The sequence below is a fragment of the Croceibacterium aestuarii genome, assembly GCF_030657335.1.
Lineage (GTDB): Bacteria > Pseudomonadota > Alphaproteobacteria > Sphingomonadales > Sphingomonadaceae > Croceibacterium_B > Croceibacterium_B aestuarii.
Map to the genome: position 1 here is coordinate 970983 of NZ_CP131039.1, position 20521 is coordinate 991503.

The 20521-nt window shown below is 65.8% G+C and carries 29 protein-coding genes and 1 tRNA gene; 21 read left to right on the forward strand and 9 right to left on the reverse strand.

Going from position 1 to position 20521, the window contains the following annotated elements; genetic code table 11:
• Positions 1-16: 16 nt before the first annotated feature.
• The 6 genes from nadB (at position 17) to Q7I88_RS04655 (ending at position 7452) form a co-directional block, all read left to right on the forward strand.
• Complete coding sequence (nadB, locus tag Q7I88_RS04630) at positions 17-1603, forward strand: L-aspartate oxidase (RefSeq protein ID WP_305097868.1); 1587 nt, start codon at positions 17-19, stop codon at positions 1601-1603.
• A 93-nt stretch (positions 1604-1696) separates the two neighbouring features.
• On the forward strand, positions 1697-3082 hold the full coding sequence (locus Q7I88_RS04635) for a peptide MFS transporter (RefSeq protein WP_305097869.1): 1386 nt from the start codon (positions 1697-1699) through the stop codon (positions 3080-3082).
• 118 nt (positions 3083-3200) lie between these two features.
• Entirely contained in the window at positions 3201-3938 is a 738-nt protein-coding gene (locus Q7I88_RS04640) for a hypothetical protein (protein WP_305097870.1), read from the forward strand.
• 496 nt (positions 3939-4434) lie between these two features.
• Positions 4435-6447 (forward strand): ribonucleoside-diphosphate reductase subunit alpha, encoded by a 2013-nt coding sequence (locus tag Q7I88_RS04645; protein WP_305097871.1) that lies wholly within the window; start codon positions 4435-4437, stop codon positions 6445-6447.
• An 80-nt stretch (positions 6448-6527) separates the two neighbouring features.
• The gene (locus Q7I88_RS04650) at positions 6528-7037 is read left to right on the forward strand and encodes a hypothetical protein (RefSeq protein ID WP_305097872.1); all 510 of its coding nucleotides are present in this window, start codon (positions 6528-6530) and stop codon (positions 7035-7037) included.
• A 73-nt stretch (positions 7038-7110) separates the two neighbouring features.
• The gene (locus Q7I88_RS04655) at positions 7111-7452 is read left to right on the forward strand and encodes a hypothetical protein (protein WP_305097873.1); all 342 of its coding nucleotides are present in this window, start codon (positions 7111-7113) and stop codon (positions 7450-7452) included.
• Between the two features lie 10 nt (positions 7453-7462).
• On the opposite strand, the gene Q7I88_RS04660 is transcribed toward Q7I88_RS04655, so the two are convergent.
• Positions 7463-7672 carry a hypothetical protein gene (locus tag Q7I88_RS04660; protein WP_305097874.1) on the reverse strand — a complete coding sequence of 70 codons (210 nt, stop codon included), beginning with the start codon at positions 7670-7672 and terminating at the stop codon, positions 7463-7465.
• Between the two features lie 65 nt (positions 7673-7737).
• On the reverse strand, positions 7738-7932 hold the full coding sequence (locus Q7I88_RS04665; protein ID WP_305097875.1) for a hypothetical protein: 195 nt from the start codon (positions 7930-7932) through the stop codon (positions 7738-7740).
• A 250-nt stretch (positions 7933-8182) separates the two neighbouring features.
• Between Q7I88_RS04665 and Q7I88_RS04670 the strand changes: the two genes are divergently transcribed.
• The 4 genes from Q7I88_RS04670 to Q7I88_RS16575 all read left to right on the forward strand — a co-directional run bounded on the left by Q7I88_RS04670 (position 8183) and on the right by Q7I88_RS16575 (position 11152).
• Positions 8183-9253 carry a ribonucleotide-diphosphate reductase subunit beta gene (locus tag Q7I88_RS04670; RefSeq protein WP_305097876.1) on the forward strand — a complete coding sequence of 357 codons (1071 nt, stop codon included), beginning with the start codon at positions 8183-8185 and terminating at the stop codon, positions 9251-9253.
• A gap of 5 nt (positions 9254-9258) precedes the next feature.
• Positions 9259-9465 carry a hypothetical protein gene (locus Q7I88_RS16535; RefSeq protein ID WP_439648379.1) on the forward strand — a complete coding sequence of 69 codons (207 nt, stop codon included), beginning with the start codon at positions 9259-9261 and terminating at the stop codon, positions 9463-9465.
• Positions 9466-9525: 60 nt separating this feature from the next.
• The gene (locus Q7I88_RS04675) at positions 9526-10458 is read left to right on the forward strand and encodes a toll/interleukin-1 receptor domain-containing protein (RefSeq protein ID WP_305097877.1); all 933 of its coding nucleotides are present in this window, start codon (positions 9526-9528) and stop codon (positions 10456-10458) included.
• A gap of 199 nt (positions 10459-10657) precedes the next feature.
• On the forward strand, positions 10658-11152 hold the full coding sequence (locus tag Q7I88_RS16575; RefSeq protein ID WP_500786079.1) for a hypothetical protein: 495 nt from the start codon (positions 10658-10660) through the stop codon (positions 11150-11152).
• A gap of 102 nt (positions 11153-11254) precedes the next feature.
• Here Q7I88_RS16575 and Q7I88_RS04680 read toward each other — a convergent pair whose 3' ends face one another.
• Entirely contained in the window at positions 11255-11461 is a 207-nt protein-coding gene (locus Q7I88_RS04680) for a hypothetical protein (RefSeq protein WP_305097878.1), read from the reverse strand.
• A 75-nt stretch (positions 11462-11536) separates the two neighbouring features.
• Positions 11537-11716, reverse strand: a complete 180-nt coding sequence (locus Q7I88_RS04685; RefSeq protein WP_305097879.1) for a hypothetical protein — start codon at positions 11714-11716, stop codon at positions 11537-11539.
• A 37-nt stretch (positions 11717-11753) separates the two neighbouring features.
• On the opposite strand from Q7I88_RS04685, the gene Q7I88_RS04690 reads away from it, so the two are divergent.
• On the forward strand, positions 11754-11942 hold the full coding sequence (locus Q7I88_RS04690; RefSeq protein WP_305097880.1) for a hypothetical protein: 189 nt from the start codon (positions 11754-11756) through the stop codon (positions 11940-11942).
• A 125-nt stretch (positions 11943-12067) separates the two neighbouring features.
• On the opposite strand, the gene Q7I88_RS04695 is transcribed toward Q7I88_RS04690, so the two are convergent.
• Together Q7I88_RS04695 and Q7I88_RS04700 are read right to left on the reverse strand one after the other, a co-directional pair.
• Positions 12068-12772: a thermonuclease family protein gene (locus tag Q7I88_RS04695; RefSeq protein WP_305097881.1), complete on the reverse strand. Its 705-nt coding sequence runs from the start codon at positions 12770-12772 to the stop codon at positions 12068-12070.
• Positions 12773-12808: 36 nt separating this feature from the next.
• Positions 12809-13219 (reverse strand): hypothetical protein, encoded by a 411-nt coding sequence (locus Q7I88_RS04700; protein ID WP_305097882.1) that lies wholly within the window; start codon positions 13217-13219, stop codon positions 12809-12811.
• 92 nt (positions 13220-13311) lie between these two features.
• On the opposite strand from Q7I88_RS04700, the gene Q7I88_RS04705 reads away from it, so the two are divergent.
• From Q7I88_RS04705 to Q7I88_RS04720, 4 genes are all read left to right on the forward strand, one after another.
• Entirely contained in the window at positions 13312-13773 is a 462-nt protein-coding gene (locus tag Q7I88_RS04705; RefSeq protein ID WP_305097883.1) for a hypothetical protein, read from the forward strand.
• Positions 13774-13849: 76 nt separating this feature from the next.
• Positions 13850-14086 (forward strand): KTSC domain-containing protein, encoded by a 237-nt coding sequence (locus Q7I88_RS04710; RefSeq protein WP_305097884.1) that lies wholly within the window; start codon positions 13850-13852, stop codon positions 14084-14086.
• Between the two features lie 102 nt (positions 14087-14188).
• A complete protein-coding gene (locus Q7I88_RS04715; protein ID WP_305097885.1) occupies positions 14189-14335 on the forward strand; it encodes a hypothetical protein in 147 nt (48 codons plus the stop codon).
• A gap of 54 nt (positions 14336-14389) precedes the next feature.
• Positions 14390-14605: a hypothetical protein gene (locus Q7I88_RS04720; RefSeq protein WP_305097886.1), complete on the forward strand. Its 216-nt coding sequence runs from the start codon at positions 14390-14392 to the stop codon at positions 14603-14605.
• On the opposite strand, the gene Q7I88_RS04725 is transcribed toward Q7I88_RS04720, so the two are convergent.
• A complete protein-coding gene (locus Q7I88_RS04725; protein WP_305097887.1) occupies positions 14602-14760 on the reverse strand; it encodes a hypothetical protein in 159 nt (52 codons plus the stop codon). The genes Q7I88_RS04720 and Q7I88_RS04725 overlap by 4 nt on opposite strands.
• 436 nt (positions 14761-15196) lie before the next feature.
• Between Q7I88_RS04725 and argB the strand changes: the two genes are divergently transcribed.
• Genes argB through Q7I88_RS04750 form a run of 5 tightly spaced genes read left to right on the forward strand, consistent with a single transcriptional unit; the run spans position 15197 to position 18659 of the window.
• Positions 15197-16081 carry an acetylglutamate kinase gene (gene argB, locus Q7I88_RS04730; RefSeq protein ID WP_305098557.1) on the forward strand — a complete coding sequence of 295 codons (885 nt, stop codon included), beginning with the start codon at positions 15197-15199 and terminating at the stop codon, positions 16079-16081.
• A 56-nt stretch (positions 16082-16137) separates the two neighbouring features.
• The gene (locus tag Q7I88_RS04735; RefSeq protein WP_305097888.1) at positions 16138-16416 is read left to right on the forward strand and encodes a YggT family protein; all 279 of its coding nucleotides are present in this window, start codon (positions 16138-16140) and stop codon (positions 16414-16416) included.
• Complete coding sequence (gene folD / locus Q7I88_RS04740; RefSeq protein ID WP_305097889.1) at positions 16416-17306, forward strand: bifunctional methylenetetrahydrofolate dehydrogenase/methenyltetrahydrofolate cyclohydrolase FolD; 891 nt, start codon at positions 16416-16418, stop codon at positions 17304-17306. Before Q7I88_RS04735 ends, folD begins: the two co-directional genes overlap by 1 nt.
• Positions 17306-18022, forward strand: a complete 717-nt coding sequence (locus tag Q7I88_RS04745) for a hypothetical protein (RefSeq protein ID WP_305097890.1) — start codon at positions 17306-17308, stop codon at positions 18020-18022. The genes folD and Q7I88_RS04745 overlap by 1 nt, the downstream gene beginning before the upstream one ends.
• Position 18023: 1 nt before the next feature.
• The gene (locus tag Q7I88_RS04750) at positions 18024-18659 is read left to right on the forward strand and encodes a MarC family protein (RefSeq protein ID WP_305097891.1); all 636 of its coding nucleotides are present in this window, start codon (positions 18024-18026) and stop codon (positions 18657-18659) included.
• 2 nt (positions 18660-18661) lie between these two features.
• Here Q7I88_RS04750 and Q7I88_RS04755 read toward each other — a convergent pair whose 3' ends face one another.
• Positions 18662-19276 (reverse strand): LON peptidase substrate-binding domain-containing protein, encoded by a 615-nt coding sequence (locus tag Q7I88_RS04755; protein ID WP_305097892.1) that lies wholly within the window; start codon positions 19274-19276, stop codon positions 18662-18664.
• Positions 19273-20187, reverse strand: coding sequence for a tetratricopeptide repeat protein (locus Q7I88_RS04760; RefSeq protein WP_305098558.1), 915 nt, complete (start codon positions 20185-20187; stop codon positions 19273-19275). Before Q7I88_RS04760 ends, Q7I88_RS04755 begins: the two co-directional genes overlap by 4 nt.
• 196 nt (positions 20188-20383) lie before the next feature.
• Between Q7I88_RS04760 and Q7I88_RS04765 the strand changes: the two genes are divergently transcribed.
• Positions 20384-20458 (forward strand) — tRNA-Gly (locus tag Q7I88_RS04765).
• Positions 20459-20521: the final 63 nt, after the last annotated feature.

A 20521-nucleotide genomic window follows, 5' to 3' on the forward strand; every position in this document is an offset into this window, starting at 1 on the left:
AAGCCATGACGGCGCCATGACAGGCAAGGCCAGCGACGTTCTCGTAATCGGCTCCGGCGCCGCCGGTCTCACCGCGGCGCTGACGCTTGCGCAGCGCTGCAAGGTGACGGTGCTGGCCAAGGGTCCGCTGACCAGCGGTTCGACCGCCTGGGCGCAGGGGGGGATCGCCGCGGTGCTCGATGCCGGCGACACCTTCGCGGAACATATTCGCGACACGATGACCGCCGGCGCGGGGCTCAACCGGCGCGAGACGGTCGAATACGTCATCGAGCGTGCCCCCGCAGCGATCGAGCGGCTGGTCCAGCTCGGCGTGCCCTTCAACACCGAGGGGCCGGCGCTGCACCTGACCCGCGAGGGCGGGCACAGCCACCGCCGCATCGTCCACGTCAACGACGCGACTGGCTGGGCGGTGCAGGCCGCGCTGCTCAAGGCGGCCGAGGAAAACCCCAACATCACCCTGCTGCCCGAACACACCTGCATCGATCTGATCACGGGCAAGAACGAAGCGCGCTTTTCCGGTTCGGGCCGGGTCTGGGGCGCCTATGCACTCGACACCGCGAGCGGCAAGGTCGAGGCTTATACCGCGCGCGCCACGGTCATGGCTTCGGGCGGAGCGGGCCGGGTCTACCAGTTCTCGACCGCGCCGCGCGGAGCGACCGGAGACGGCATCGCCATGGCCTGGCGCGCCGGGGCGCGGGTCTCGAACATGGAATTCATGCAGTTCCACCCGACCTGCCTGTACAATCTCGAGGTCAAGAACTTCCTCATCACCGAGGCGGTGCGCGGCGAGGGGGGGCGGCTGATCAATCCGGTCACCGGCGAGCGCTACATGGAGCGCTACGACCCCGAGCGGATGGAACTGGCTCCGCGCGATATCGTCGCCCGGGCCAACGACGATCAGATCAAACGCTACGGTCTCGACTACGTCCACCTCGACATCAGCCACCAGCCGCCCGATTTCGTCCGTGAGCATTTCCCGACGATCCACGAGAAGTTGCTCGGTCTCGGCATCGACATGACGAAGCAGCCGATCCCGGTCGTGCCCGCGCAGCACTACACCTGCGGCGGCGTGCTGATCGGGCTCGACGCACGCACCGATCTGCCGGGGCTATGGGCGGCGGGCGAGTGCACCGAGAGCGGGCTGCACGGCGCCAACCGCCTCGCGTCGAACAGCCTGCTCGAATGCTTCGTGTTCGGCGAGGCGGCGGCGCGCGACATCCTCGCCTGCTGGGACAAGCTCGACGCGGTGCCGCCGATCCGCGCCTGGGACGAAAGCCGCGTGACCGACTCCGACGAAGAGGTGGTCATCAAGCAGAACTGGACCGAGATCCGCCGCTTCATGTGGAACTACGTCGGCATTGTCCGCACCACCAAGCGGCTCGAGCGCGCCGCGCACCGGATCGCGCTGCTATCGGGCGAGATCGCCGACTACTACGGCCACTTCCGCGTCACCACCGATCTCATCGAACTGCGCAACTTGCAGCAATGCGCCGACCTGATCGTACGCAGCGCGCTGCACCGCCACGAAAGTCGCGGGCTGCACTACACGCTCGACTATCCCGAGACCGCAGAAGTGGCGGTCGATACGGTACTGGTGCCGTGAGACCCAATTCTGTAGCGTCGCACCCATACTGACCGGGGGGCCTTGCATGCACGAGCCGCGTTCGACCTGCGCTTTGCCCGCGGGTGCAAATTGATGAGCGACGCGGCCGCCGACCGGCGCGGCGATACCTGGTTCGGCCACCCCAAAGGGCTGCTGTTCCTCTCCTTCACCGAGGCGTGGGAGCGGTTCTCGTTCTACGGGATGCGCGGTCTGCTGGTGCTTTACATGGTGCAGGAACTGCTGCTGCCCGGCAGGATCGAGAAGATCGCCGGAATGGCCGGCTACCGCGCGGCGGTGGAGAGCGTGTTCGGGCCGCTCAGCACGACCGCCTTCGCCAGCCAGACCTTCGGGCTCTACGCCGGTTTCGTCTATTTCACTCCGCTGTTCGGGGGTATCGTCGCCGACCGCTGGCTGGGCGCGCGCAAGACGGTGTTGATCGGCATCGCGTTGATGACGGCGGGTCACCTGGCGATGTCGTTCGACGCCAGCTTCCTGCTCGCGCTGCTCCTGCTGGTGCTCGGCTCGGGCTGCCTCAAGGGCAACGTCGCGGCGCAGGTCGGCCACCTTTATCCACGCGATGACGAATCGCGGCGCACGCGCGGCTTCACGGTGTTCTCGACCGGCATCAACGTCGGGGCAATGCTCGGCCCCTTGCTCTGCGGCTTGCTCGCCCAGGTCTACGGCTGGCACTTCGGGTTCGGTCTGGCGGCGGTGATGATGCTGCTCGCCGGGGCGGTCTATATCGCCGGGTGGCGGCATTTCGCCGACGACAAGCCGCTGCGCAGGAACGCAACCACTCCGGCGATGCAATCGGCCGACTGGCGCATGCTGGGCCTGGTATTCGTCGTCGTCGCGCTCAACCTGTTCTGGATCCTGCCCTACGACCAGAGCGCGAACATCGGGATGCTCTGGGTGGCGGGGAGCGTAGACCTCGCCACTCCGCTCGGCAACGTGCCGCCGGCATGGTTCAATGCCGAGGATCCGCTTGCATCGGTCCTGATCGCGCCGGTGCTGGTCGCGCTGTGGAGCTGGCAGGCCAGGCGCGGGACCGAGCCGCACGACACCGGTAAGATGGCGCAAGGCTCGGTGGTCATGGCGCTGTCGATGCTCGCGCTGGCGGCGGGGGCGTGGCAGACGGGCGTCTCCGGCAAGGCCGCAATCGTCTGGCCGGCGATCGCCTATTTCCTGTCGGGGGTCGCCTTCATGTTCAGCTGGCCGACCATCCTGGCGCTCGTTTCGCGCCGCGCCCCGCCGGGTGTCAATGCCATGGCGGTCGCCGCAGCCTATCTGGCGCTGTTTGTCTCGGGCATCGTCGTCGGCTGGCTCGGACGGTTCTACGAGCAGATGCCGCACTGGCAGTTCTGGCTGCTGCACGCGGCAATGTGCCTTGCCGGCGCGGTGCTGCTGACGATCCTCGGTCCCATGTTGCGGCGGCGGATGGATGCACTCGACGCGCAGCCTTCCTCCGCGCCGGGCTAAAAGCGCGCCCGCCTAGCGGAAGGCATGCAGGAAACGCCGCGAAGCGAAAGCGATTTTGGCAGAGCCGTGCCGCTGCCCGATGGAACCGGCCCCGCGGTGACCGGTTCTTCCGGGCAGAATGGCGAAAGCGCATTTCCTCCCGCCGGCGCGTAGCGGCACTCCCGGTCTGCGAGACGGCGAGCCTGTTCGCGGCCCGGCGGGGCCGGGCCCCGCAGCTGCCGTGACCGCCCCGTCGCCCGGCAATCCGCGCTTGCGGCGCGCGGCCTGCGCTGCGCCTCTCTGCGTCCTGGCGGCTTTGGCCGCCGCTTGTTCCGCCGGGGAGAAGCAGGATGAGCCCGAGGCCCGAGGCTCTGTCGCCGCGAACCCGCAACCTGCCGCCAGCGAGAACACCGGCGACGAGGAGGGGGCGCGTGCCTGGCGCTACACCTCGGTCACCGATTGCACGAAGGTGCGCGAAGAGAACGAGGAGATGCCCTATGTCGAGCTGCGCTGCGACGGGCCGGCCGGCTACGCACTGCGCATCAGCGATTCGGACGGCCGCAACGCCGTGGCTGTCATCGACCCGCAAGGGGAGGAAACGCCGCTCGAGCTCTCGCGCCTCGGGAGCGGGGGCTTCAGCTCGGTCGGCCAGACAGCGGAATGGCGCGGACCCTCGGCGGGCGCCTTCACTCCGGATGCGCTGATCCTGCGCTACAACCTGTCGGAAAGTCCGTACCCGGAGCCGCCGGTTCCCTACCTCCTGGCGATTCGCCTCCAGCCCGAGCCGTGCGTCGTTGCGAAAATCGCGCCCGGTCCGGCACAGAACGCCGTCTCGCGACGCCGCGCCGACGATCCGGGCGCGTGCCTGTTCGATTGATTGTTGCGCCGATCGGCGCTGGGCGATTGCAAAATTCCGGTGGCGGATTCGTTTGATTCATAGCCCGCCGGGGACAAAAAAAATTTCGGAGAAATCATTTTGACTCTTGCGCTGCGCGCCGGCCCAGCTTTCCCCGCGCGTCGCGCCGTATGGCGAGCGTAAGACACCTGCCGGTCGGGCGCGAAAACACGGTCAATTCGGGTTTAACCCTCTTGAACAGGATTCGCCATTGAATCACTATGGCTAGTGGTTCGGTTGCGGGGCACACCCACAAGACCTAGATTCCGCTCGCGCAGCCGAAAGGCCAGCGCTGGGGCAGATTCGGGACTTCGGGACGCTCTGGCAACCGTCGCTGGGGACAGGCGGGGGATAAGTTTTTGCCCGCCCTCCGGCCTGAATTGCTAGGGTGAGCTTTCGCTCTCGCGATTCGAACATACATGGAACATCGCGCTCCGGGAGGAGTCGCGGCGCAACTGACATCGGGGGATTGCGAGCAATGGAATTTCGGAACGGGGACGACGCGGCAATGGGCTTGGGCGAGCTGGAACTCGAGACGATGGAAAAGGCCGCCGAGGCGACCCCGAAAAAGGCGGTAGAGATGGAAAAGAAGGACAGTGGCAGCGATTCGCTGGTGATCGAGCAGGCGGCGGCAGACGCCATGGCCGAGGCGGCGAAAGCTGTGGCCGCGCCTGTGCACGATTCGAAAGCGGTCCACGCGCGCCGGTTCAGCATCGCAACCGATCCCGCGCGCGACGAGCTGCTGACCGATTTCGGCAAGGAAACGCTCAACGATCGCTACCTGCTGCCCGGGGAAAGCTACCAGGATCTGTTTGCCCGCGTCGCCGATGCCTATGCCGACGACCAGGATCACGCACAGCGGCTCTACGACTATATCTCGAAGCTGTGGTTCATGCCGGCGACCCCGGTGCTGTCGAACGGCGGCACTGGGCGGGGTCTGCCGATCAGCTGCTATCTCAACTCGGTGTCCGACAGCCTCGAAGGCATCGTCGGCACCTGGAACGAGAACGTCTGGTTGGCCAGTCGGGGCGGCGGCATCGGCACATATTGGGGTCAGGTGCGCGGTATCGGCGAGCCGGTCGGGCTCAACGGCAAGACCAGCGGCATCATTCCGTTCGTGCGGGTGATGGATTCGCTCACCCTGGCGATCTCGCAGGGTTCGCTGCGGCGCGGGTCGGCGGCTTGCTACCTCGACGTCTCGCATCCGGAAATCGAGGAGTTCCTCGAGATCCGCAAGCCGTCGGGCGACTTCAATCGCAAGGCGCTCAACCTGCACCACGGCGTGCTGCTGTCCGATGCGTTCATGGAAGCAGTGCGGGCGGGCGAATCGTGGGATCTGACCAGCCCGAAGGACGGTTCGGTCCGCGCCACGGTCGATGCCCGCTCGCTGTTCCAGAAGCTGGTCGAAACCCGCCTCGCCACCGGCGAGCCCTACATCGTCTTTTCGGACACGGTGAACCGGATGATGCCGGCGCACCACCGCGAGCTGGGCCTCAAGGTCTCGACCTCCAACCTGTGCTCGGAAATCACCCTGCCGACCGGTGTCGACCACCTCGGCAACGATCGCACCGCAGTGTGCTGCCTGAGCTCGCTCAACCTCGAGACCTGGGACGAGTGGAACGAGGACAAGCGGTTCATCGAGGACGTCATGCGCTTCCTCGACAACGTCCTGCAGGACTACATCGACCGCGCTCCGCCGGAGATGGCGCGCGCGCGCTATTCGGCGATGCGCGAACGCAGCGTCGGCATGGGCGTGATGGGCTTCCATTCGTTCCTGCAGTCCAAGGGCATCGGCTTCGAAGGGCCGATGGCCAAGGTCTGGAACCTGAAGATGTTCAAGCACATCAACCAGAAGGCCAACGAGGCCTCGATGATGCTGGCCAAGGAACGCGGGCCCTGCCCCGACGCCGAGGAAACCGGCGCGATGGAGCGCTTTTCCTGCAAGATGGCGATCGCCCCGACCGCATCGATCTCGATCATCTGCGGCGGCACCAGCGCCTGCATCGAGCCGATCCCGGCGAACATCTATACCCACAAGACGCTGTCGGGCAGCTTCGTGGTCAAGAACCCCTATCTCGAGAAGTTGCTGCGCGAGAAGAGCAAGGATTCGACCACCGTGTGGAACTCGATCCTCGAGCGCGGCGGCTCGGTCCAGCATCTCGACTTCCTCTCCCCGGAGGAGAAGGCGACGTTCAAGACCAGCTTCGAGATCGACCAGCGCTGGCTGCTCGAATTCGCCGGCGACCGCTCGCCGTTCATCGACCAGGCGCAGAGCCTCAACCTGTTCATCCCGGCCGACGTCGACAAGTGGGACCTGATGATGCTCCACTTCCAGGCCTGGGAGAAGGGCATCAAGTCGCTCTACTACCTCCGCTCCAAGTCGGTGCAGCGCGCCGGGTTCGCCGGCGGGGTCGAGGCGGACAACACCGCCGAGGCGGCGAAGTACGAACTGCCGACCACCGACTACGACGAGTGCCTCGCCTGCCAATAGCGGCCCGCTATCGCCCGAGCCTTTGCCCCGCGGCCAAGCTGGCGTATGTTGGCGCGGGAAATTGCATGGGGAGAGGCGCTATGGCTCTTGGACTACGTATCTCGGCGCTCGCCGCGGCCGCGCTGCTGGCCGGCCCGGGCCAGGCCCGCACGGTCGGCGCGTGGGAGGTTTCGCGCACCGGCCCCGATGCCTGCATGATGAGCGCGCTGTTCGGGTCTGACGGAAACGTCTTCACCCTGGCGCTGCTGTGGCATGCCAGCGAGCGCCGCCTCGAAGTCCTCGCCGCGGGCAACGACTGGCAGGAGCTGCGCCGGCGCGAAGGCAAGACCGCGGCGCTCGAACTGACCTTCGACGGCCGCGTGCCATATTCCGAGTGGCTCAGCGAACAGGCCGCCTTCACCGACCTGAGCGGCGGGCTCGACGGGATCGTCGGCGACTGGGGCAGCGAGCACAGCGGCGACCTCGCCAAGGCGGTCACCGGCTCGAAGAACGTGACGGTGAAGGTCGGCGCCACCGACTTCGGCTCGTTCGACCTGTCGGGGGCCGACGCCGCCTATCGCGAACTGCTGCGCTGCGGCGAGAGCGCCTGACAAGCTGCTGAGCAAAGCGGCAAATTTTCGGGCGGTGGCGAATTGTTAACCATTGCCGGCTATTCCCGTGCCCATGCCAGCGCCGATCATCCGCGCCGAAAAGTACCACGGGACCGCCGAGCTCGGCCTGTCGCGCTACCTCGTCATGTACATCGCGCAGATCGGCTGGGTGCTGCTCGGCGTCTACCTGCTCCGCAACGCCTACTGGCCTTCGACCTGCACGCCCAAGGGCTTTGCCGAGGTCTACGCCTGTTCGATGCGCCTGCCCGAAACCCGCCACTGGATCGAGGCGGCGCTGCTGACCTGGCTGTGGTCGACCCCGATCCTCGTCGCGCTCGACATCATCCGCCGCTACCGCGCCTGGGCCGAGAAGCGCGCCGACAGGGCGCTGCCGATCAAGCCGCGCCGCGACTAGGCCCGCCGCGTCACGCCGGCGGGCGCGGGTCTTCGCCCTTGCCGCCGCGGTCTTCGGAATAGCCTTCCTGTTTCGCTCCGCTCGCATCGCGGGCGGTCGGCTTGCCTTCTTCGCCCTCGGCGTGGGCTTCCCTGGTCCCGGCGGACGACGCCGGCGGTTGTCCGCCGCGCTTGCCGATCTGGGCACCCAGCTGCTGCTGTTGGGGCTGGTGATACCACATCGCGTGCGTGCTCCTTCGGCGGATAGACTCTCATCGCCGCGCCCGGTTCCGCGCCGCCGTAGCGCCTAGCTTCGGCGCTGCTCCGGGCTGCGGGCCGCGCGGTCGAGCGCGCGGCGTGTCGTTGCCTCTTCGTCCTCCTCGTCGCGCCGCGCCTCGGCGCGCGCCTGGTCCTCGCGCGGGCCGGTGCGCGGCGGCTCGCCGGGGGCCTCGCTCGGCACCTGCGTGACGATGCGGGAATCGTCGGGTTCGTACTCGCCCATGGTTCATCTCCTCGTTGGGTTTGACGCCCCGGCAACGCCGCATCCGCGCACGCCGTTCCGCGCTTTGCGGCAGGCCGTGCGCCGCGCGCTCCGTTATCCCCAATCGCGAGCCTTGCCGCGCTTCGCCTCGCCGCCCCGCGGGCATAGCGTGCAAGCCTTGAGTCGCGCGGGCAAAATAGTTCCCGACAGCGATTCCCTTATCCCGCCTCCATCGCTATATATGGGGGCCGACGCGAACCGGAGACACCAGATGCCGCTGCTTGAAGCCCGCAAGACCTACAAGCCCTTCGAATATCCGTGGGCCTACGAGTTCTGGAAGCGCCAGCAGCAGATCCACTGGATGCCCGAGGAAGTGCCGCTGGGCGAGGATTGCCGCGACTGGGCGCAGAAGCTTTCCGAGCACGAGCGCAACCTGCTCACCCAGATATTCCGCTTCTTCACCCAGGCCGACATCGACGTGCAGAACTGCTACCACGAGCAGTACGGCCGGGTGTTCAAGCCGACCGAGATCAAGATGATGCTCGCCGCCTTCTCCAACATGGAGACGGTGCACATCGCCGCCTACAGCCACCTGCTCGACACGATCGGCATGCCCGAAAGCGAATACGGCATGTTCCTCGAATACGAGGAGATGAAGGACAAGCACGATTACCTGCAGCAGTTCGGCGTCGACAGCGACGAGGACATCGCCCGTACGCTGGCCATGTTCGGCGGCTTCACCGAAGGGCTGCAGCTCTTCGCCAGCTTCGCCATGCTGATGAACTTCCCGCGCTTCAACAAGATGAAGGGCATGGGCCAGATCATCTCGTGGAGCGTGCGCGACGAGAGCCTGCACTGCGAGGGCATCACCCGCCTGTTCCACGCCTTCACCAAGGAACGCGACTGTCTGACCAAGGCGGTCAAGGAAGACATCATCGACATGTGCCAGAAGACGGTGCGGCTCGAGGATGCCTTCATCGACCTCGCCTTCGAGGCCGGCCCGGTGCCGGGCATGACGGCCAAGGAAATCAAGAAGTATATCCGCTACATCGCCGACTGGCGGCTCGGCCAGCTCGGCCTGCAGAGCATTTACATGGTCGAGGACCACCCCCTCCCCTGGCTCGCCCCGCTGCTCAACGGCGTCGAGCATGCCAACTTCTTCGAAACCCGCGCCACCGAATATTCGAAGGCCGCGACCAAGGGGAACTGGAACGACGTCTGGGCCAGCTTCGACAAGCGCCAGAAAGCCAAGGCCGCGAACGAGGAAGAGGCCGAGGACGACGGGCCGGGGTTGTTTGGGGACGGGGCTACGGGTGAGGCCGGGAGTGTGGCGGCGGAGTAGGACAAATTTCAAAGCTTTATTCTGAATGCGAGAAATGCAGTGGATCCGGCATTTGGACACCGCGACCGGAAAAACGTCCGGGCGGTGGAATGACGTTACATAGCCCGCGCGACTGCCCAGATTGCGAGGGCATTGGTGCTATTCCGACGACCCAAGGTGTCGCCATTCTGGACCTAATCCAGCGCTGGCGCAGAGCGGGGAAGCTGCGCTGAAAGTTGGAACAAAACGGAACATATGCTATTCATTTCATGAACGAATGAGCGAGTCGCGCTATGTCTGTCAAAGTCTTCATTTCATATTCTCACGCGGATGACGATCTGCTCGACAGGTTGCACAAGCATCTCGCGCAACTGCGCCGCGATGGAACGATAATCGCGTGGTATGACCGGGAAATCACGGCTGGACGTCGATTGGACGATACGATTGGCACCGAACTAGAAGATGCTGATATCTTTCTCGCGTGCGCTAGTCCCGATTGGATCGACTCGAACTATGCATATGAAACGGAATTCAAGCGGGCCCTTGAAAAAGAAATCCAGGGCACAGCGGTCATTGTGCCCGTCATCTTCAAGCCGTGCGATTGGCTATCAACACCACTTCAGCAATTCAGAGCTTTGCCGAAGGATGGAAAGCCTATCACTGAATTCACTAATCAAGATGTCGCGCTTCTGGATGTCGTCACCGGGCTAAGGGCACTCGCCAGACAGCGATCCACGACTGAATATAAGGGTCAAGCCGATGTTGCCCAAGTGGAGCGCCCTGTTTCTAGATACCGGGTTCAGCGCGAATTTGATGAATTGGACAAACGCGACTTCGTAGAGACCGCGTTCAAGGAAATGTATCGCTTCTTTGAGGCGTCTGTCGCTGAACTAAATTCGATTGAGGAAATCGAATGTCGTTTGTCGCCACTTGAGAGTGACTACTTCTCCTGCACGGTCATCAATCGAGGTGTGAAAAGAGGATTCGAAACTGTGCATGTACGCAAAGGCGGAACTTGGGGCGCTATCGATCTCCTCTTCGGCGAGCATAACCAATCTAATACATCAAACGGGGGCTTTAGTGTGGTAGCCGACAACTACCAGCTAGCCCTTTCGCCATTGATGTTTCAATTCGGCGGCCGCGAGGAAGATGTTTTGAATGCTAGGGACGCGGCCAAGATGGTGTGGGACAATTTACTTTCAAAAGTTGGCATCGAATATGCCTGAGCCCGTGGGATTTAGGTGCGATGATTGCGGCTACGGATTCGTGGAAGCCGTCCTTACCGATGGTGAGAAGTCCGAACTCAGGCGAACGAACCAAACTTGGTCTTCTCTCCGTTGCCCAAAGTGCGACAGCATTAAGCTCAGCCGAGTTTAGCTGAGGTGAGATACTGAGGCCCCAAAGAAAGTCCTGGAGTTCGCGGAAATGCGCCTGACCAGCAACGAAATTGATCTTCCGCTCTCAGCTTTCGAGATTACCGAGTTACACAGCAAGAGTAGCGTCTTCGGCCTCTTTCTCCCGTCGCGCTCAAGCGAATACCCTAGCATTGTCGATGGTCTAGATGGGCACCTAATTGTGGTACCACTTGAAGGGCCAAGAGCCTTCAAGAGGTTTCTTCTCCAGACGGGTGGACGCCTTGAAGGACTACTGTTCCCCGATATCAAATTCGCGGTGAATCTAGCGAGCCACGCAAATCCCAATTTGGAGGGGCAACGCGGAGACCTCACAATAATTGACGGCAAGGTTCATCTGTCTACCACAGACGCGCGTAACGGCTGGGAAGATGTTGAACCTTTCCCCCTTCAGTCTCCTCCGAAGCTCGGATCCGATGTCCGAGCTCGGTTCCAACAATGGTCGCTCTTCATTGAACTTGGACGAGTTGAGATAGAACTCTGGAAGACTGCGCCCAACTTGGAATGAAAGCGAAGTAATCTCACCGCCAATAGTCCGCCCGTTCCGCGCCGTCGAACCGGCCGGAGGTGAGGCAGGGATTGCGCTAACAGCTTACCAATCCCAGCATGCCTAATTGCGCCTCGTGGTAACGAGTTCGCGGTCGCAATCGACACACAACCCTTGGCCGCGAGTGAAGTCGCTGGTCGTTCCCAACGCCATCGTGACCCGGTTGGCCTGCTGGTGGCGAAGTGCCAGATGGTCGGCAACGCAGCTATCGCATATTTCGTCCGGCCTGCGCTTCGTGAGGTAGTCGTTCACGCGTTGTGCGATGATCATCGTCCTGTCCTTCTTCAACCCACCAGTCGATACGCGCCGCGATCATCGATGAATTCGAGTACACCCTTCGCGTAACTAATGCAGTTCGCGGCTCAGCGTCTGTTGGGGCGTCTGACCCTGCGAGCCGGTTTCACTTACGATCCAGTCGAGCTTAGCGTCGACCAGCTCCTGCCGGGAGAATTCCGCGCTGCCGATGCTGGTGACGTGCTGCCGCACAGCATCTTCGACCACTTCGGACCAATCTCTGCCAGGCATCGGTTCCATCTCCGTTGAACGCCGCCATCTTGCGGCAATGGCGCAGCGCAGGGAAGAACCCAAAGTGCGGATGGTCTGCGAGGATTGCGGATCGGAGGAAGTCACTCGGGACGCGTGGGCCGAATGGAACGTCGACATGCAGCACTGGCAACTCGGCGCAGTGTTCGATTACGCCTATTGTCACCGCTGTCAGGCAAATGCTCACATTGAGGAGCGGCCGATCTAGGCTGGTCCGGAAGGCAGCTTTTGCCCGTTACCCTTTTCGTCACTCCCGCGTAGGCGGGAGTCCAGGTCCGGCGTCTCGACTGGATTCCCGCCTTCGCGGGAATGACGAATTGGAGATGCCAAGCCCTAGCACCAGTCCCGCCGATACCCGCGCCATTCCTCGGCCAGCCCTTCGGCGACCAGCGTGCCGCCCAGACTCCGGCCTCCCCGAGTCACGATACGCAGCGCGCGGCCGTACTTGTCGCGCTCGCGCCCCGTTCCGTCGGCGTTCGCTGCGAGCGTGAACGGGCCGGCGTTGAGCAGGGCCAGGAAGCGCGTCGTCGCCTGCGCGCCGAGCGCGGCTTCGCGCGGGCAGCCGGGCGAACCCACCTCGGGCGCGTTGATGTCGGCCACGCGGATCTTCTCGCCTGCATACCAGAAGGTGTCGCCGTCGATCACGCAGTTGCCGCCCGCGCGGCCCCTGCCGTTGCACAGCCCGAAACGCGCTCTCTCGCGGTCCTGCCCCTGCGCGAACCCGGCGGGCGCAGGCGCGCGGGCCGGGGTGAGCTGCGCCAGATCGGGCTGCGCGGCGTCGAGCTCGGCCGGGCTGGTGTCCCACCCGCGCGGGCGCGGCGCCTCGCCGGTCACCGCCACCGTCACCGCGGGCAGGTCGGTCGGGCCCGCATCGCGCGACGGCCAGTCCCAGGCGAACACCGCGGTGAACACCGCCAGCGGTAGCATGATCATGATCGGCGAGAAGAGCGAGTGCCCGTCCTCCTTTCGCGGCGCAGCCGCGGGCGGCGCGTTGGCGACGACGCGCAGCGGAACGGCTTTGAACGGCTTGCGGGCCATGCCGCCCATTCTGCACGCGCGTCCGTCACCGAACGATTAAGCCCGGTTCGCGGCTCCCGGTCGGCGCACGGCCCACGGCATCAGCGCAAAGCCGACCTGTCCCGCCAGCCCCAGCAGCCCCGGCGTGCGCCCCAGCCCGGCCAGCCACTCTCCGGCCGAGCCGCCCAGCGCCAGCGCCAGCAGCAGTTCGGCCGCCAGCAGCAGCGCGAAGGCCAGCGCGCCCATCGCCAGCGCCTCACGCGCGGCGGCGATGCCCTCGCGGCGGGTCAGCCAGCGCGCCGCCAGCCAGCTCGCGGCGAGCATGACCGGCAGTTCGAGCAGCACCGCCCCGGTCTCGCCCAGCAGCGGGGCCAGCAGCAGCACCCGCGCGGTTCCCAGCACGAAGCCGAGCGCGAAGATCGCGGCGAAGTAGAGCGCCGCGGCGCGGGCGATGCGCGGCCATGTCATCGCGGCGCAGCCTATCACCGCGCGCCGCCTCGCGGGAGGGCGCGCATTTTGCATTTTCCTACACGCCCCGCCTGTGCCTAATACCCTCGGCCATGAAACACTGGCCCACACCTTCGCCTCGCACCGCGCCGCCCACCCGCCGCCGCGTTCCGCTGTTCCATCCCGTGCCCGTCGGCCCGCGCCAGGACGGCTGGACCGTCCAGCGGCAGGCGTGGTTCATCGGCTGCCTGGCCGAGACCCGCTCGGTGATCGAGGCGTGCCGGCGCGTCGGGATGGGGCGCGAGAGCGCCTACCGGTTGCGCAAGCGGCCCGGCGCGGCGGGGTTTGCCGCCGCCTGGGACGCGGCGCTGGGAAAGCCGCACCAGAGTGTGGACTTGGCATCGGCGAAGTCCACAGGGCTCGGCGCGCGCTACCGCTTCGAGGCCGGGCTGATCCGCACGGTCATGGACCGCGGCCGCTATGCCGCAAGTGCCCGGAAAGAGGACGATAATGCCATGCTGCAGGTCCTCGCGCAGTGCGATCGCGGCGCGCGGCCGGCGGGCGGCGGCGGGTGAAAGCCACACATTTCTCGCACCGCGTTTGCGGTCCATGTCGCGGGGAGCCTCCCCCGCGCCCGCGCGTTGTCCTGCCATGCCTTCGACCGCGATACGCCGCTATGCCTATCGCCCCGACGCGGCGACGCTCGACGTCGAATTCGTCGGCGGGCGGACCTACCGCTATCACGCGGTGCCCGAACCGGTCGCGCGCGGGCTCGCCGGGGCGCGCTCGAAGGGCGGTTATTTCAACCGCTACTTGCGCGACCGCTATGCTTTCGAGCACCTGCGCGGCGGCTGGGAGGCGCCGGACGAGGAAGCCGATCCGGCCTGATCTGCGCCGCCGGCGGCGCGGCTGGCGGAGCGAGAGAGTGAGGGAGAGGGAACCCGCCGGCCGCTCCGGCGTCGCCTGAGTGAAAGCCAAGAGGAGGATACGATGAATCCCGTCACCCGCGCCGACCGCGAGCGCGAGCTCGAAGCGCTGCTCGCCGAGATCAAGGCCCACCCCGAACGCGACATGAGCGCCGAGCGCGAGCGCGCCGCAGTGCTCCGGCGCACCCTCGACGCCGGTCACGACGCCTGAACCGGGGGGCGTGCGCGAACCTCGCCTTAACCGGTTGCCGCTAGGGCTGGGGCCATGTTCAACAAGTACCAGAACATGTTCCGCAGCCGCTGGAAGGCGCTGTGGTGGGCGGCCGGGGTGTGCCTGACCGCCTATTGCACGGTTCCCTCGCAGGAGCAGACCGACGCGCAGGTCGCGGCGGCCGCGTCCGCGGCGCATCCCGCGCACGTCAATCCCTGGGCGCTCGACAAGAGCGCGCAGCGCCGCAGTCCGGGCGGGTCGGGCGGCTAGGGTAGGTCGCGCAGTTCGGTGCGGCGATCGCTGCCCGAACGGCGTTCGGCGCGGCGGCGCTCGGGATGGGTCACCGGCACCTGGCAGGTCCGGCGATCGGTGCCGGTGCGGCGGCCGACGTGCTCGTCCTCGGCAATGTGCGTCGTCGTGGCCATCTCGGCCTCCCGGTCCCGCCCGCTGGTGCGCGCCCGTGCGGCGCGCCGGCCATCGGCCAGGTTCTCGCGCGCAGTTTAGACCGGCTCGGTTGTCATCGCGTTAACGCCGCTCGGCGGTGGGCACGGGCCCAACGAAAGAAGGGGCGGCAGCTTGCGCCGCCGCCCCTTGCGACCCTCGGAACCGGCCCTCAGGAGGGGAGGGAGGTCGCGGCCGGTCCGTGAGGGCTCCGTGATCGGGTGCTCTCGCAGGCAAGACGAAGCCGGTGCGATCTGGCTCCCGTGCTTGCGGCAGGCCGCGCCGCCCGCGCGGCGACCCGCCTGCGCCGGCAATTGCGCGCACACTTGTGCTAGGCAGGCCGGGACCGAGCCGCTACAGCCGCGCCCCACGAAACCGAGGGCTGCGAGAGGATTGGTGCACGTGAGCGAGGACAGGCAGATGCTCGCCAAGGCCGAGACTCTGATCGAGGCGCTGCCCTATTTCCAGCGCTATTCGGGTCGTACTTTCGTCGTCAAGTACGGCGGCCACGCCATGGGCGATCCCGACGCGGCGCAGGATTTCGCGCAGGACATCGTGCTGCTCAAGGCGGTCGGCATCAATCCGGTGGTCGTCCACGGCGGCGGCCCGCAGATCGGCGCCATGCTGCGCAAGATGGGCGTGGAGAGCACCTTCGTCGACGGCTTGCGCGTGACCGACAAGCAGACCGCGGAGGTCGCCGAAATGGTCCTCTCGGGCGCGATCAACAAGGAAATCGTCGGCTGGCTGGCGCAGTCGGGAGGCAAGGCGCTGGGCATTTCCGGCAAGGACGGCGGGCTGGTCACCGCGCGCAAGGTCAGCCGCACGGCCAAGGATCCCGACAGCAACATCGAGCGGGTCGTCGACCTCGGTTTCGTCGGTGAGCCCGAGACGATCGACACGACGATCCTCGAAACCGCCAGCAAGGCCGGGATGATCCCGGTGGTCGCCCCGATCGCCGCGGGCGCAGACGGGCACACCTACAACATCAACGCCGATACGATGGCCGGCGCCATTGCCGCCGCGCTCGGCGCCGCCCGGCTGTTCCTGCTCACCGACGTGACCGGCGTGCTCGACAAGCAGGGCACGCTGCTGACCGATCTGACCCCGCGCGATATCGAGCAACTCAAGGCCGACGGGACGATTAGCGGCGGGATGATCCCCAAGCTCGAGACTTGCGTGCATGCCGTCGAAGGCGGCTGCGAGGCGGCGGTCGTGCTCGACGGGCGCGTCGGCCACGCCATGCTGCTCGAATTCTTCACCAGCCGCGGCGCCGGTACGTTGATCCGCAAGGCCGCTAGCGCTTGAAGCCTGCCGCTGTCTTAGTCTAACGATACACCGGCAATTCCACCGAAAGGCATCCGATGTACGCGCTTATCCAGATCATCGCCCTCCTGACGAACATCGTCGTCATGCTGGTGATCGTGCAATTCGTCATTGGGCTGCTGTTTGCCTTCAACGTGGTCAATTCCTCGAACCAGTTCCTCGTCCAGGTCTATCGCTCTATCAATTCGCTGCTCGAACCGGTCCTCGGGCCGATCCGCCGGATCATGCCGGAAACCGGAGCGATCGACTTCTCGCCGCTGGTGCTGGTGCTTGGCCTGCAGATCCTGCTGATCGTGCTGCAGGGAATAGCCTACTGATGGGCGCAGGCCTGATCGACGGGAAGGCGTTCGCCGCCGGCCTGCGCGAGAAGGTCGCGAAACACGCCGCCGCATTCGAGGAGAAGGCGGGTCGCAAGGCGGGCCTCGCCGTGGTGCTGGTCGGCGAAGACCCCGCGAGCGAGGTCTATGTCCGTTCCAAGGGCAAGGCGACCGAGGCCGCCGGCATGAATTCGTGGGAACATCGATTGCCCGCGGACACCGACGAAGCGACGCTGCTGGCCAAGGTGCGGGAACTCAACGCCGACCCGGCGGTCGACGGCATCCTCGTCCAGCTGCCTCTGCCCAGAGGGCTCGATGACCAGAAAGTCATCGACACGATCGATCCCGACAAGGACGTCGACGGCTTCCACATCGTCAACGCCGGCCGCCTCGCCGTGGGGCAGGAAGGGTTCGTCCCCTGCACGCCGCTTGGCTGCATGATGCTGCTCAAGGATACGCTCGGCGACATGTCCGGGCTCGAGGCGGTGGTGATCGGGCGTTCCAACATCGTCGGGCGGCCGATGGCGCGGCTGCTCGCCGACGCCAACTGCACGGTGACTGCGGCGCATAGTCGCACGCGCAACCTGCCCGAGGTCGTGCACCGTGCCGACATCGTCGTTGCGGCGGTCGGTCAGCCGGAAATGGTCAAGGGCGACTGGATCAAGCCCGGGGCCACCGTGATCGACGTCGGCATCAACCGCGTCGGCGCAGTCGGCGAACTCAAGCGACTGGTCGGCGATGTCGATTTCTCATCGGTCAGCAAGGTGGCCGGGGCGATAACGCCGGTTCCCGGAGGGGTCGGGCCAATGACGATCGCCGTACTGCTGCGCAACACGCTCGTTTCGGCCTATCGCCGCGAAGGCCTCGACCTGCCGAAGGATGCCCTCTGATGCGCTACGCCGCTGCCCTTGCTTCTCTTGCGATCCTGGCCGGCTGCAGTGCTGGGCCGGGCCGGCCGGGGGACGCCGGGCGGGGGCGCGATTTGCGGCCGGTCGCCCATCCCAGCGAGGTCATCGCGGCCGAACTGGCGTTCGCCCGGATGGCGCGGGAGAAGGGCACCTGGACTGCCTTTCGCGAGTTCTCGACCGATGACGCGCTGATGGCCAGCCCTCGCCTGGTCAAGGCCCACGAGGCGCTCAAGGGCCAGGACGATCCGGCTGAGCCGATTGTCTGGGGCCCGGATCATGTCTGGTCGAGCTGCGACGGCTCGTTTGCGGTCAGCACGGGCGGAGCGCGATATCCGGACGGACACCGGGCGCGCTTCGTGACCGTCTGGCAGCGGCAGCGCAAGGGCGACTATCGCTGGGTGCTCGACCAGGGCCTGCCCGACGATACGGCCGACGTCTCTCCCGACATGATTGCGGGGGACGTTGCCGAGTGTCCGGCCGGTCCCCCGCCGCGTAGGCTCGACTATCGCCGGGGCGAAAACTGGGCGGTCAACGTTTCGAACGACGGCACGCTGGCGTGGGACACGCGGGTTGCCGCCGACTGCAGCCGGACCATCGTCATCCGCACGCGGCAAGGTGATGGCATGAAAGAGGTGTTCCGCCGCACCGCGCCGGCCCCGCAAGTCCCGGCCGGGCAGGCGGCGCCGGATTGCGGCTGACATGCTCGACCTGTTCCTCTCCGCCTTCATAACCCTGTTCGTGGTGATCGACCCGCCGGGGTGTGCGCCGATCTATGCGGGACTCGTGGCCGACGCCGACGCCCGCCAGCAGCGCGCGATGGCCATTCGCGCGACGCTGATTGCCTCGGTGATCCTCGTCGCCTTCGCGCTGTTCGGCGAACAATTGCTCGGCGCGCTGCATATCGAACTCGACAGCTTCCGCATCGCCGGCGGGTTCATGCTCTTTCTCATCGCGCTCGAGATGGTGTTCGAAAAGCGCACACAGCGGCGCGAGGAACGCGCCGAGAAGATTCGCGTCCAGAACGAGCAGACACCCGAGATCGAAGACGTTTCGGTTTTTCCGATGGCGATGCCGATGCTGGCCGGTCCGGGCGCCATCGCCTCTATCATGCTGATGACCGCGCGCGCCCACGGGACCGAGCAGACGCTGGTGATCCTTGGCGCCTTGGCTGCGGTGATGGCTCTGACCTTGATCGCGCTGGTCCTCGCCTCGCCCCTGATGAAGATCTTCGGCGATAAGGTGGAAGCGGTCATCACCCGCCTGCTCGGCGTGCTGCTCGCGGCGCTGGCCGCCCAGTTCGTTATCGACGGGCTGCGGGGGAGCTTCGGGGGCTAGCGCTATTGCAGGGTGACCCGGCCCTCGTCGGGATCGCTCCGGCCGAAGAACTGCATCAGCTGAACCAGCAGCTCGCAGCGTTCGGCGATGGTGCCCGCTTCGAGCAGGGCCTGCTTGGCAGCGGCGTCGAACGGGGCGATCTGTGCCACGCCGTTGATCAGGGATTCGTCGTCGAGCTGCGCGACCGAACTCCAGTCGACCGAATAGCCCTGCTGGTCCGCGAAGTTGCGGGCTTCGCGTTCGAAGCTTGCGCGCTCGACCGCGCTGAGCGTTTCGAAGTCCGGATCGGCAATCAGCTCGGCTTCGATCTGGCGGAATGGTGTCGAGACATCGATTTCGCGCAGCAGGCGGAAGCGTGACTGGCCTTCGAGAACGATATTGTAGCGACCGTCCTCGAGAGCCTCGACATCCTCGATCCGGCCGACACAGCCCACGGAGAACAGCGGCGCGCCCTCGCGGTCGGACTGCGGCTGGATCATGGCGATGCGCCGGTCTCTGGCCAGTGCGCTGCCGACCAGCGCACGATAGCGCGGTTCGAAGATGTGCAGCGGCAACTGCAGTCCGGGAAACAGGATCACCCCGTGAAGCGGGAAGATCGAGAGCCGCTCGGCGCTCATCCGAACAGGAGCAGCGAAAGCCTGCGACGCTGCGCGGCGACCCACGGATCATCGAGCCCGACGGCCTCGAAGATTTGCAGCAGCTTGGCCCGGGCCGCACCGTCTTCCCACTCGGGCTGGGTTTCGACCAACTTGAGCAGTGTGTCGGCCGCGGCGTCGCGCTCGCCCGCGGCGAAAGCGGCTTGGGCGAAATCGAATTGTGCCTGGGCATCGGCAGGGCGCTCGGCGGCGGCCTTGCGCAGCGCATCGAGTTCGCCTGGGTCGACCTGCGTCCCGGCGAGTTCGATGGCGCTGTGCGCCTGGTTCACCAGCGGGTCCTTCTGCAGGTCTTCGGGAAGGGAGGAATAGACCGCCTGAGCCTCCTCGGTGCGGCCCGCGGCGACGAGGGCGCGGATCAGGCCCGATTGTACGCCGGGCTCGTCCGGTGCCATCGCTGCTATCTGCTGGAATACCGAAGCGGCGCGCTCGGCATCGCCGTCGGCCAGCACCTGTTCGCCCATCGCCACGAGGCCGCCGATGTCGGGCTTGGCCGCATCGCCGCCGCCCGCTGCTCCGGCCTTGACCGGAAGCTGCGACAACAACTGATCGAGCGCCTGCTTCAACTGCGATTCGCTTCGCATCGGCGTCAGGTCGGCGACGGGCTGACCCTGGAATATCGCATAAACCGTCGGGATCGAGCGGACCTGGAACTGGCTGGCGATGAACTGTTCCTCGTCGACGTTGAGCTTGGCCAGGATCACGCCCTTGTCGGCATATTCGCCGCAGACCTTTTCGAGCATGGGCGCGAGTGCTTTGCACGGGCCACACCATTCGGCCCAGAAATCCAGCACCACGAGCTTGTCCTGCGATGGCGCGACCACGTCCTTCTGGAAGCGTTCGACAGCCTTTTGTTCGTCGATATTGAGACCCATGCTCGCCAAGGGTGAAGCTCCTGCTGCTGCTCACGAAAATGTGCGGCCAATGTGGGCCTTCGCACGCCATTGTGAAGGGCGCGGACGCCATGGGCAAGGGCGGCGGCGCAGGCGCGCGATTTCCTCTTGCGGGGGCGCAAGGCGGCTGCTAACCGCGCGCTTCCCACGGAAACCGCGTGTTTCCGAGCGCCAGTGAGCGGGCGTAGCTCAGGGGTAGAGCACAACCTTGCCAAGGTTGGGGTCGGGCGTTCGAATCGCCTCGCCCGCTCCATTTTCCAGATCGTCGCAGCCTGTCTCGACTCCGTGCCGCGCGCGCGATAGCGCGGGTGCGCAA

Excerpts from the sequence above, each read along its gene's own strand:
- Q7I88_RS04735 (WP_305097888.1), top strand. The coding sequence starts at position 16,138 with ATGTACGCGCTTATCCAGATCATCGCCCTCCTGACGAACATCGTCGTC.
- Q7I88_RS04675 (WP_305097877.1), top strand. The coding sequence starts at position 9,526 with ATGTCTGTCAAAGTCTTCATTTCATATTCTCACGCGGATGACGATCTG.
- Q7I88_RS04645 (WP_305097871.1), top strand. The coding sequence starts at position 4,435 with ATGGAATTTCGGAACGGGGACGACGCGGCAATGGGCTTGGGCGAGCTG.
- Q7I88_RS04715 (WP_305097885.1), top strand. The coding sequence starts at position 14,189 with ATGAATCCCGTCACCCGCGCCGACCGCGAGCGCGAGCTCGAAGCGCTG.
- Q7I88_RS04655 (WP_305097873.1), top strand. The coding sequence starts at position 7,111 with ATGCCAGCGCCGATCATCCGCGCCGAAAAGTACCACGGGACCGCCGAG.
- Q7I88_RS04680 (WP_305097878.1), bottom strand. The coding sequence starts at position 11,461 with ATGATCATCGCACAACGCGTGAACGACTACCTCACGAAGCGCAGGCCG.
- Q7I88_RS04705 (WP_305097883.1), top strand. The coding sequence starts at position 13,312 with ATGAAACACTGGCCCACACCTTCGCCTCGCACCGCGCCGCCCACCCGC.
- Q7I88_RS04670 (WP_305097876.1), top strand. The coding sequence starts at position 8,183 with ATGCCGCTGCTTGAAGCCCGCAAGACCTACAAGCCCTTCGAATATCCG.
- Q7I88_RS04760 (WP_305098558.1), bottom strand. The coding sequence starts at position 20,187 with ATGGGTCTCAATATCGACGAACAAAAGGCTGTCGAACGCTTCCAGAAG.
- Q7I88_RS04710 (WP_305097884.1), top strand. The coding sequence starts at position 13,850 with ATGCCTTCGACCGCGATACGCCGCTATGCCTATCGCCCCGACGCGGCG.
- Q7I88_RS04685 (WP_305097879.1), bottom strand. The coding sequence starts at position 11,716 with ATGCCTGGCAGAGATTGGTCCGAAGTGGTCGAAGATGCTGTGCGGCAG.
- folD (WP_305097889.1), top strand. The coding sequence starts at position 16,416 with ATGGGCGCAGGCCTGATCGACGGGAAGGCGTTCGCCGCCGGCCTGCGC.
- nadB (WP_305097868.1), top strand. The coding sequence starts at position 17 with ATGACAGGCAAGGCCAGCGACGTTCTCGTAATCGGCTCCGGCGCCGCC.
- Q7I88_RS04745 (WP_305097890.1), top strand. The coding sequence starts at position 17,306 with ATGCGCTACGCCGCTGCCCTTGCTTCTCTTGCGATCCTGGCCGGCTGC.
- Q7I88_RS04660 (WP_305097874.1), bottom strand. The coding sequence starts at position 7,672 with ATGTGGTATCACCAGCCCCAACAGCAGCAGCTGGGTGCCCAGATCGGC.
- Q7I88_RS04640 (WP_305097870.1), top strand. The coding sequence starts at position 3,201 with ATGGCGAAAGCGCATTTCCTCCCGCCGGCGCGTAGCGGCACTCCCGGT.
- Q7I88_RS04690 (WP_305097880.1), top strand. The coding sequence starts at position 11,754 with ATGGCGCAGCGCAGGGAAGAACCCAAAGTGCGGATGGTCTGCGAGGAT.
- Q7I88_RS04650 (WP_305097872.1), top strand. The coding sequence starts at position 6,528 with ATGGCTCTTGGACTACGTATCTCGGCGCTCGCCGCGGCCGCGCTGCTG.
- Q7I88_RS04755 (WP_305097892.1), bottom strand. The coding sequence starts at position 19,276 with ATGAGCGCCGAGCGGCTCTCGATCTTCCCGCTTCACGGGGTGATCCTG.
- Q7I88_RS04700 (WP_305097882.1), bottom strand. The coding sequence starts at position 13,219 with ATGACATGGCCGCGCATCGCCCGCGCCGCGGCGCTCTACTTCGCCGCG.
- Q7I88_RS04720 (WP_305097886.1), top strand. The coding sequence starts at position 14,390 with ATGTTCAACAAGTACCAGAACATGTTCCGCAGCCGCTGGAAGGCGCTG.
- argB (WP_305098557.1), top strand. The coding sequence starts at position 15,197 with ATGCTCGCCAAGGCCGAGACTCTGATCGAGGCGCTGCCCTATTTCCAG.
- Q7I88_RS16575 (WP_500786079.1), top strand. The coding sequence starts at position 10,658 with ATGCGCCTGACCAGCAACGAAATTGATCTTCCGCTCTCAGCTTTCGAG.
- Q7I88_RS04750 (WP_305097891.1), top strand. The coding sequence starts at position 18,024 with ATGCTCGACCTGTTCCTCTCCGCCTTCATAACCCTGTTCGTGGTGATC.
- Q7I88_RS04635 (WP_305097869.1), top strand. The coding sequence starts at position 1,697 with ATGAGCGACGCGGCCGCCGACCGGCGCGGCGATACCTGGTTCGGCCAC.
- Q7I88_RS04695 (WP_305097881.1), bottom strand. The coding sequence starts at position 12,772 with ATGGCCCGCAAGCCGTTCAAAGCCGTTCCGCTGCGCGTCGTCGCCAAC.
- Q7I88_RS04665 (WP_305097875.1), bottom strand. The coding sequence starts at position 7,932 with ATGGGCGAGTACGAACCCGACGATTCCCGCATCGTCACGCAGGTGCCG.
- Q7I88_RS04725 (WP_305097887.1), bottom strand. The coding sequence starts at position 14,760 with ATGGCCACGACGACGCACATTGCCGAGGACGAGCACGTCGGCCGCCGC.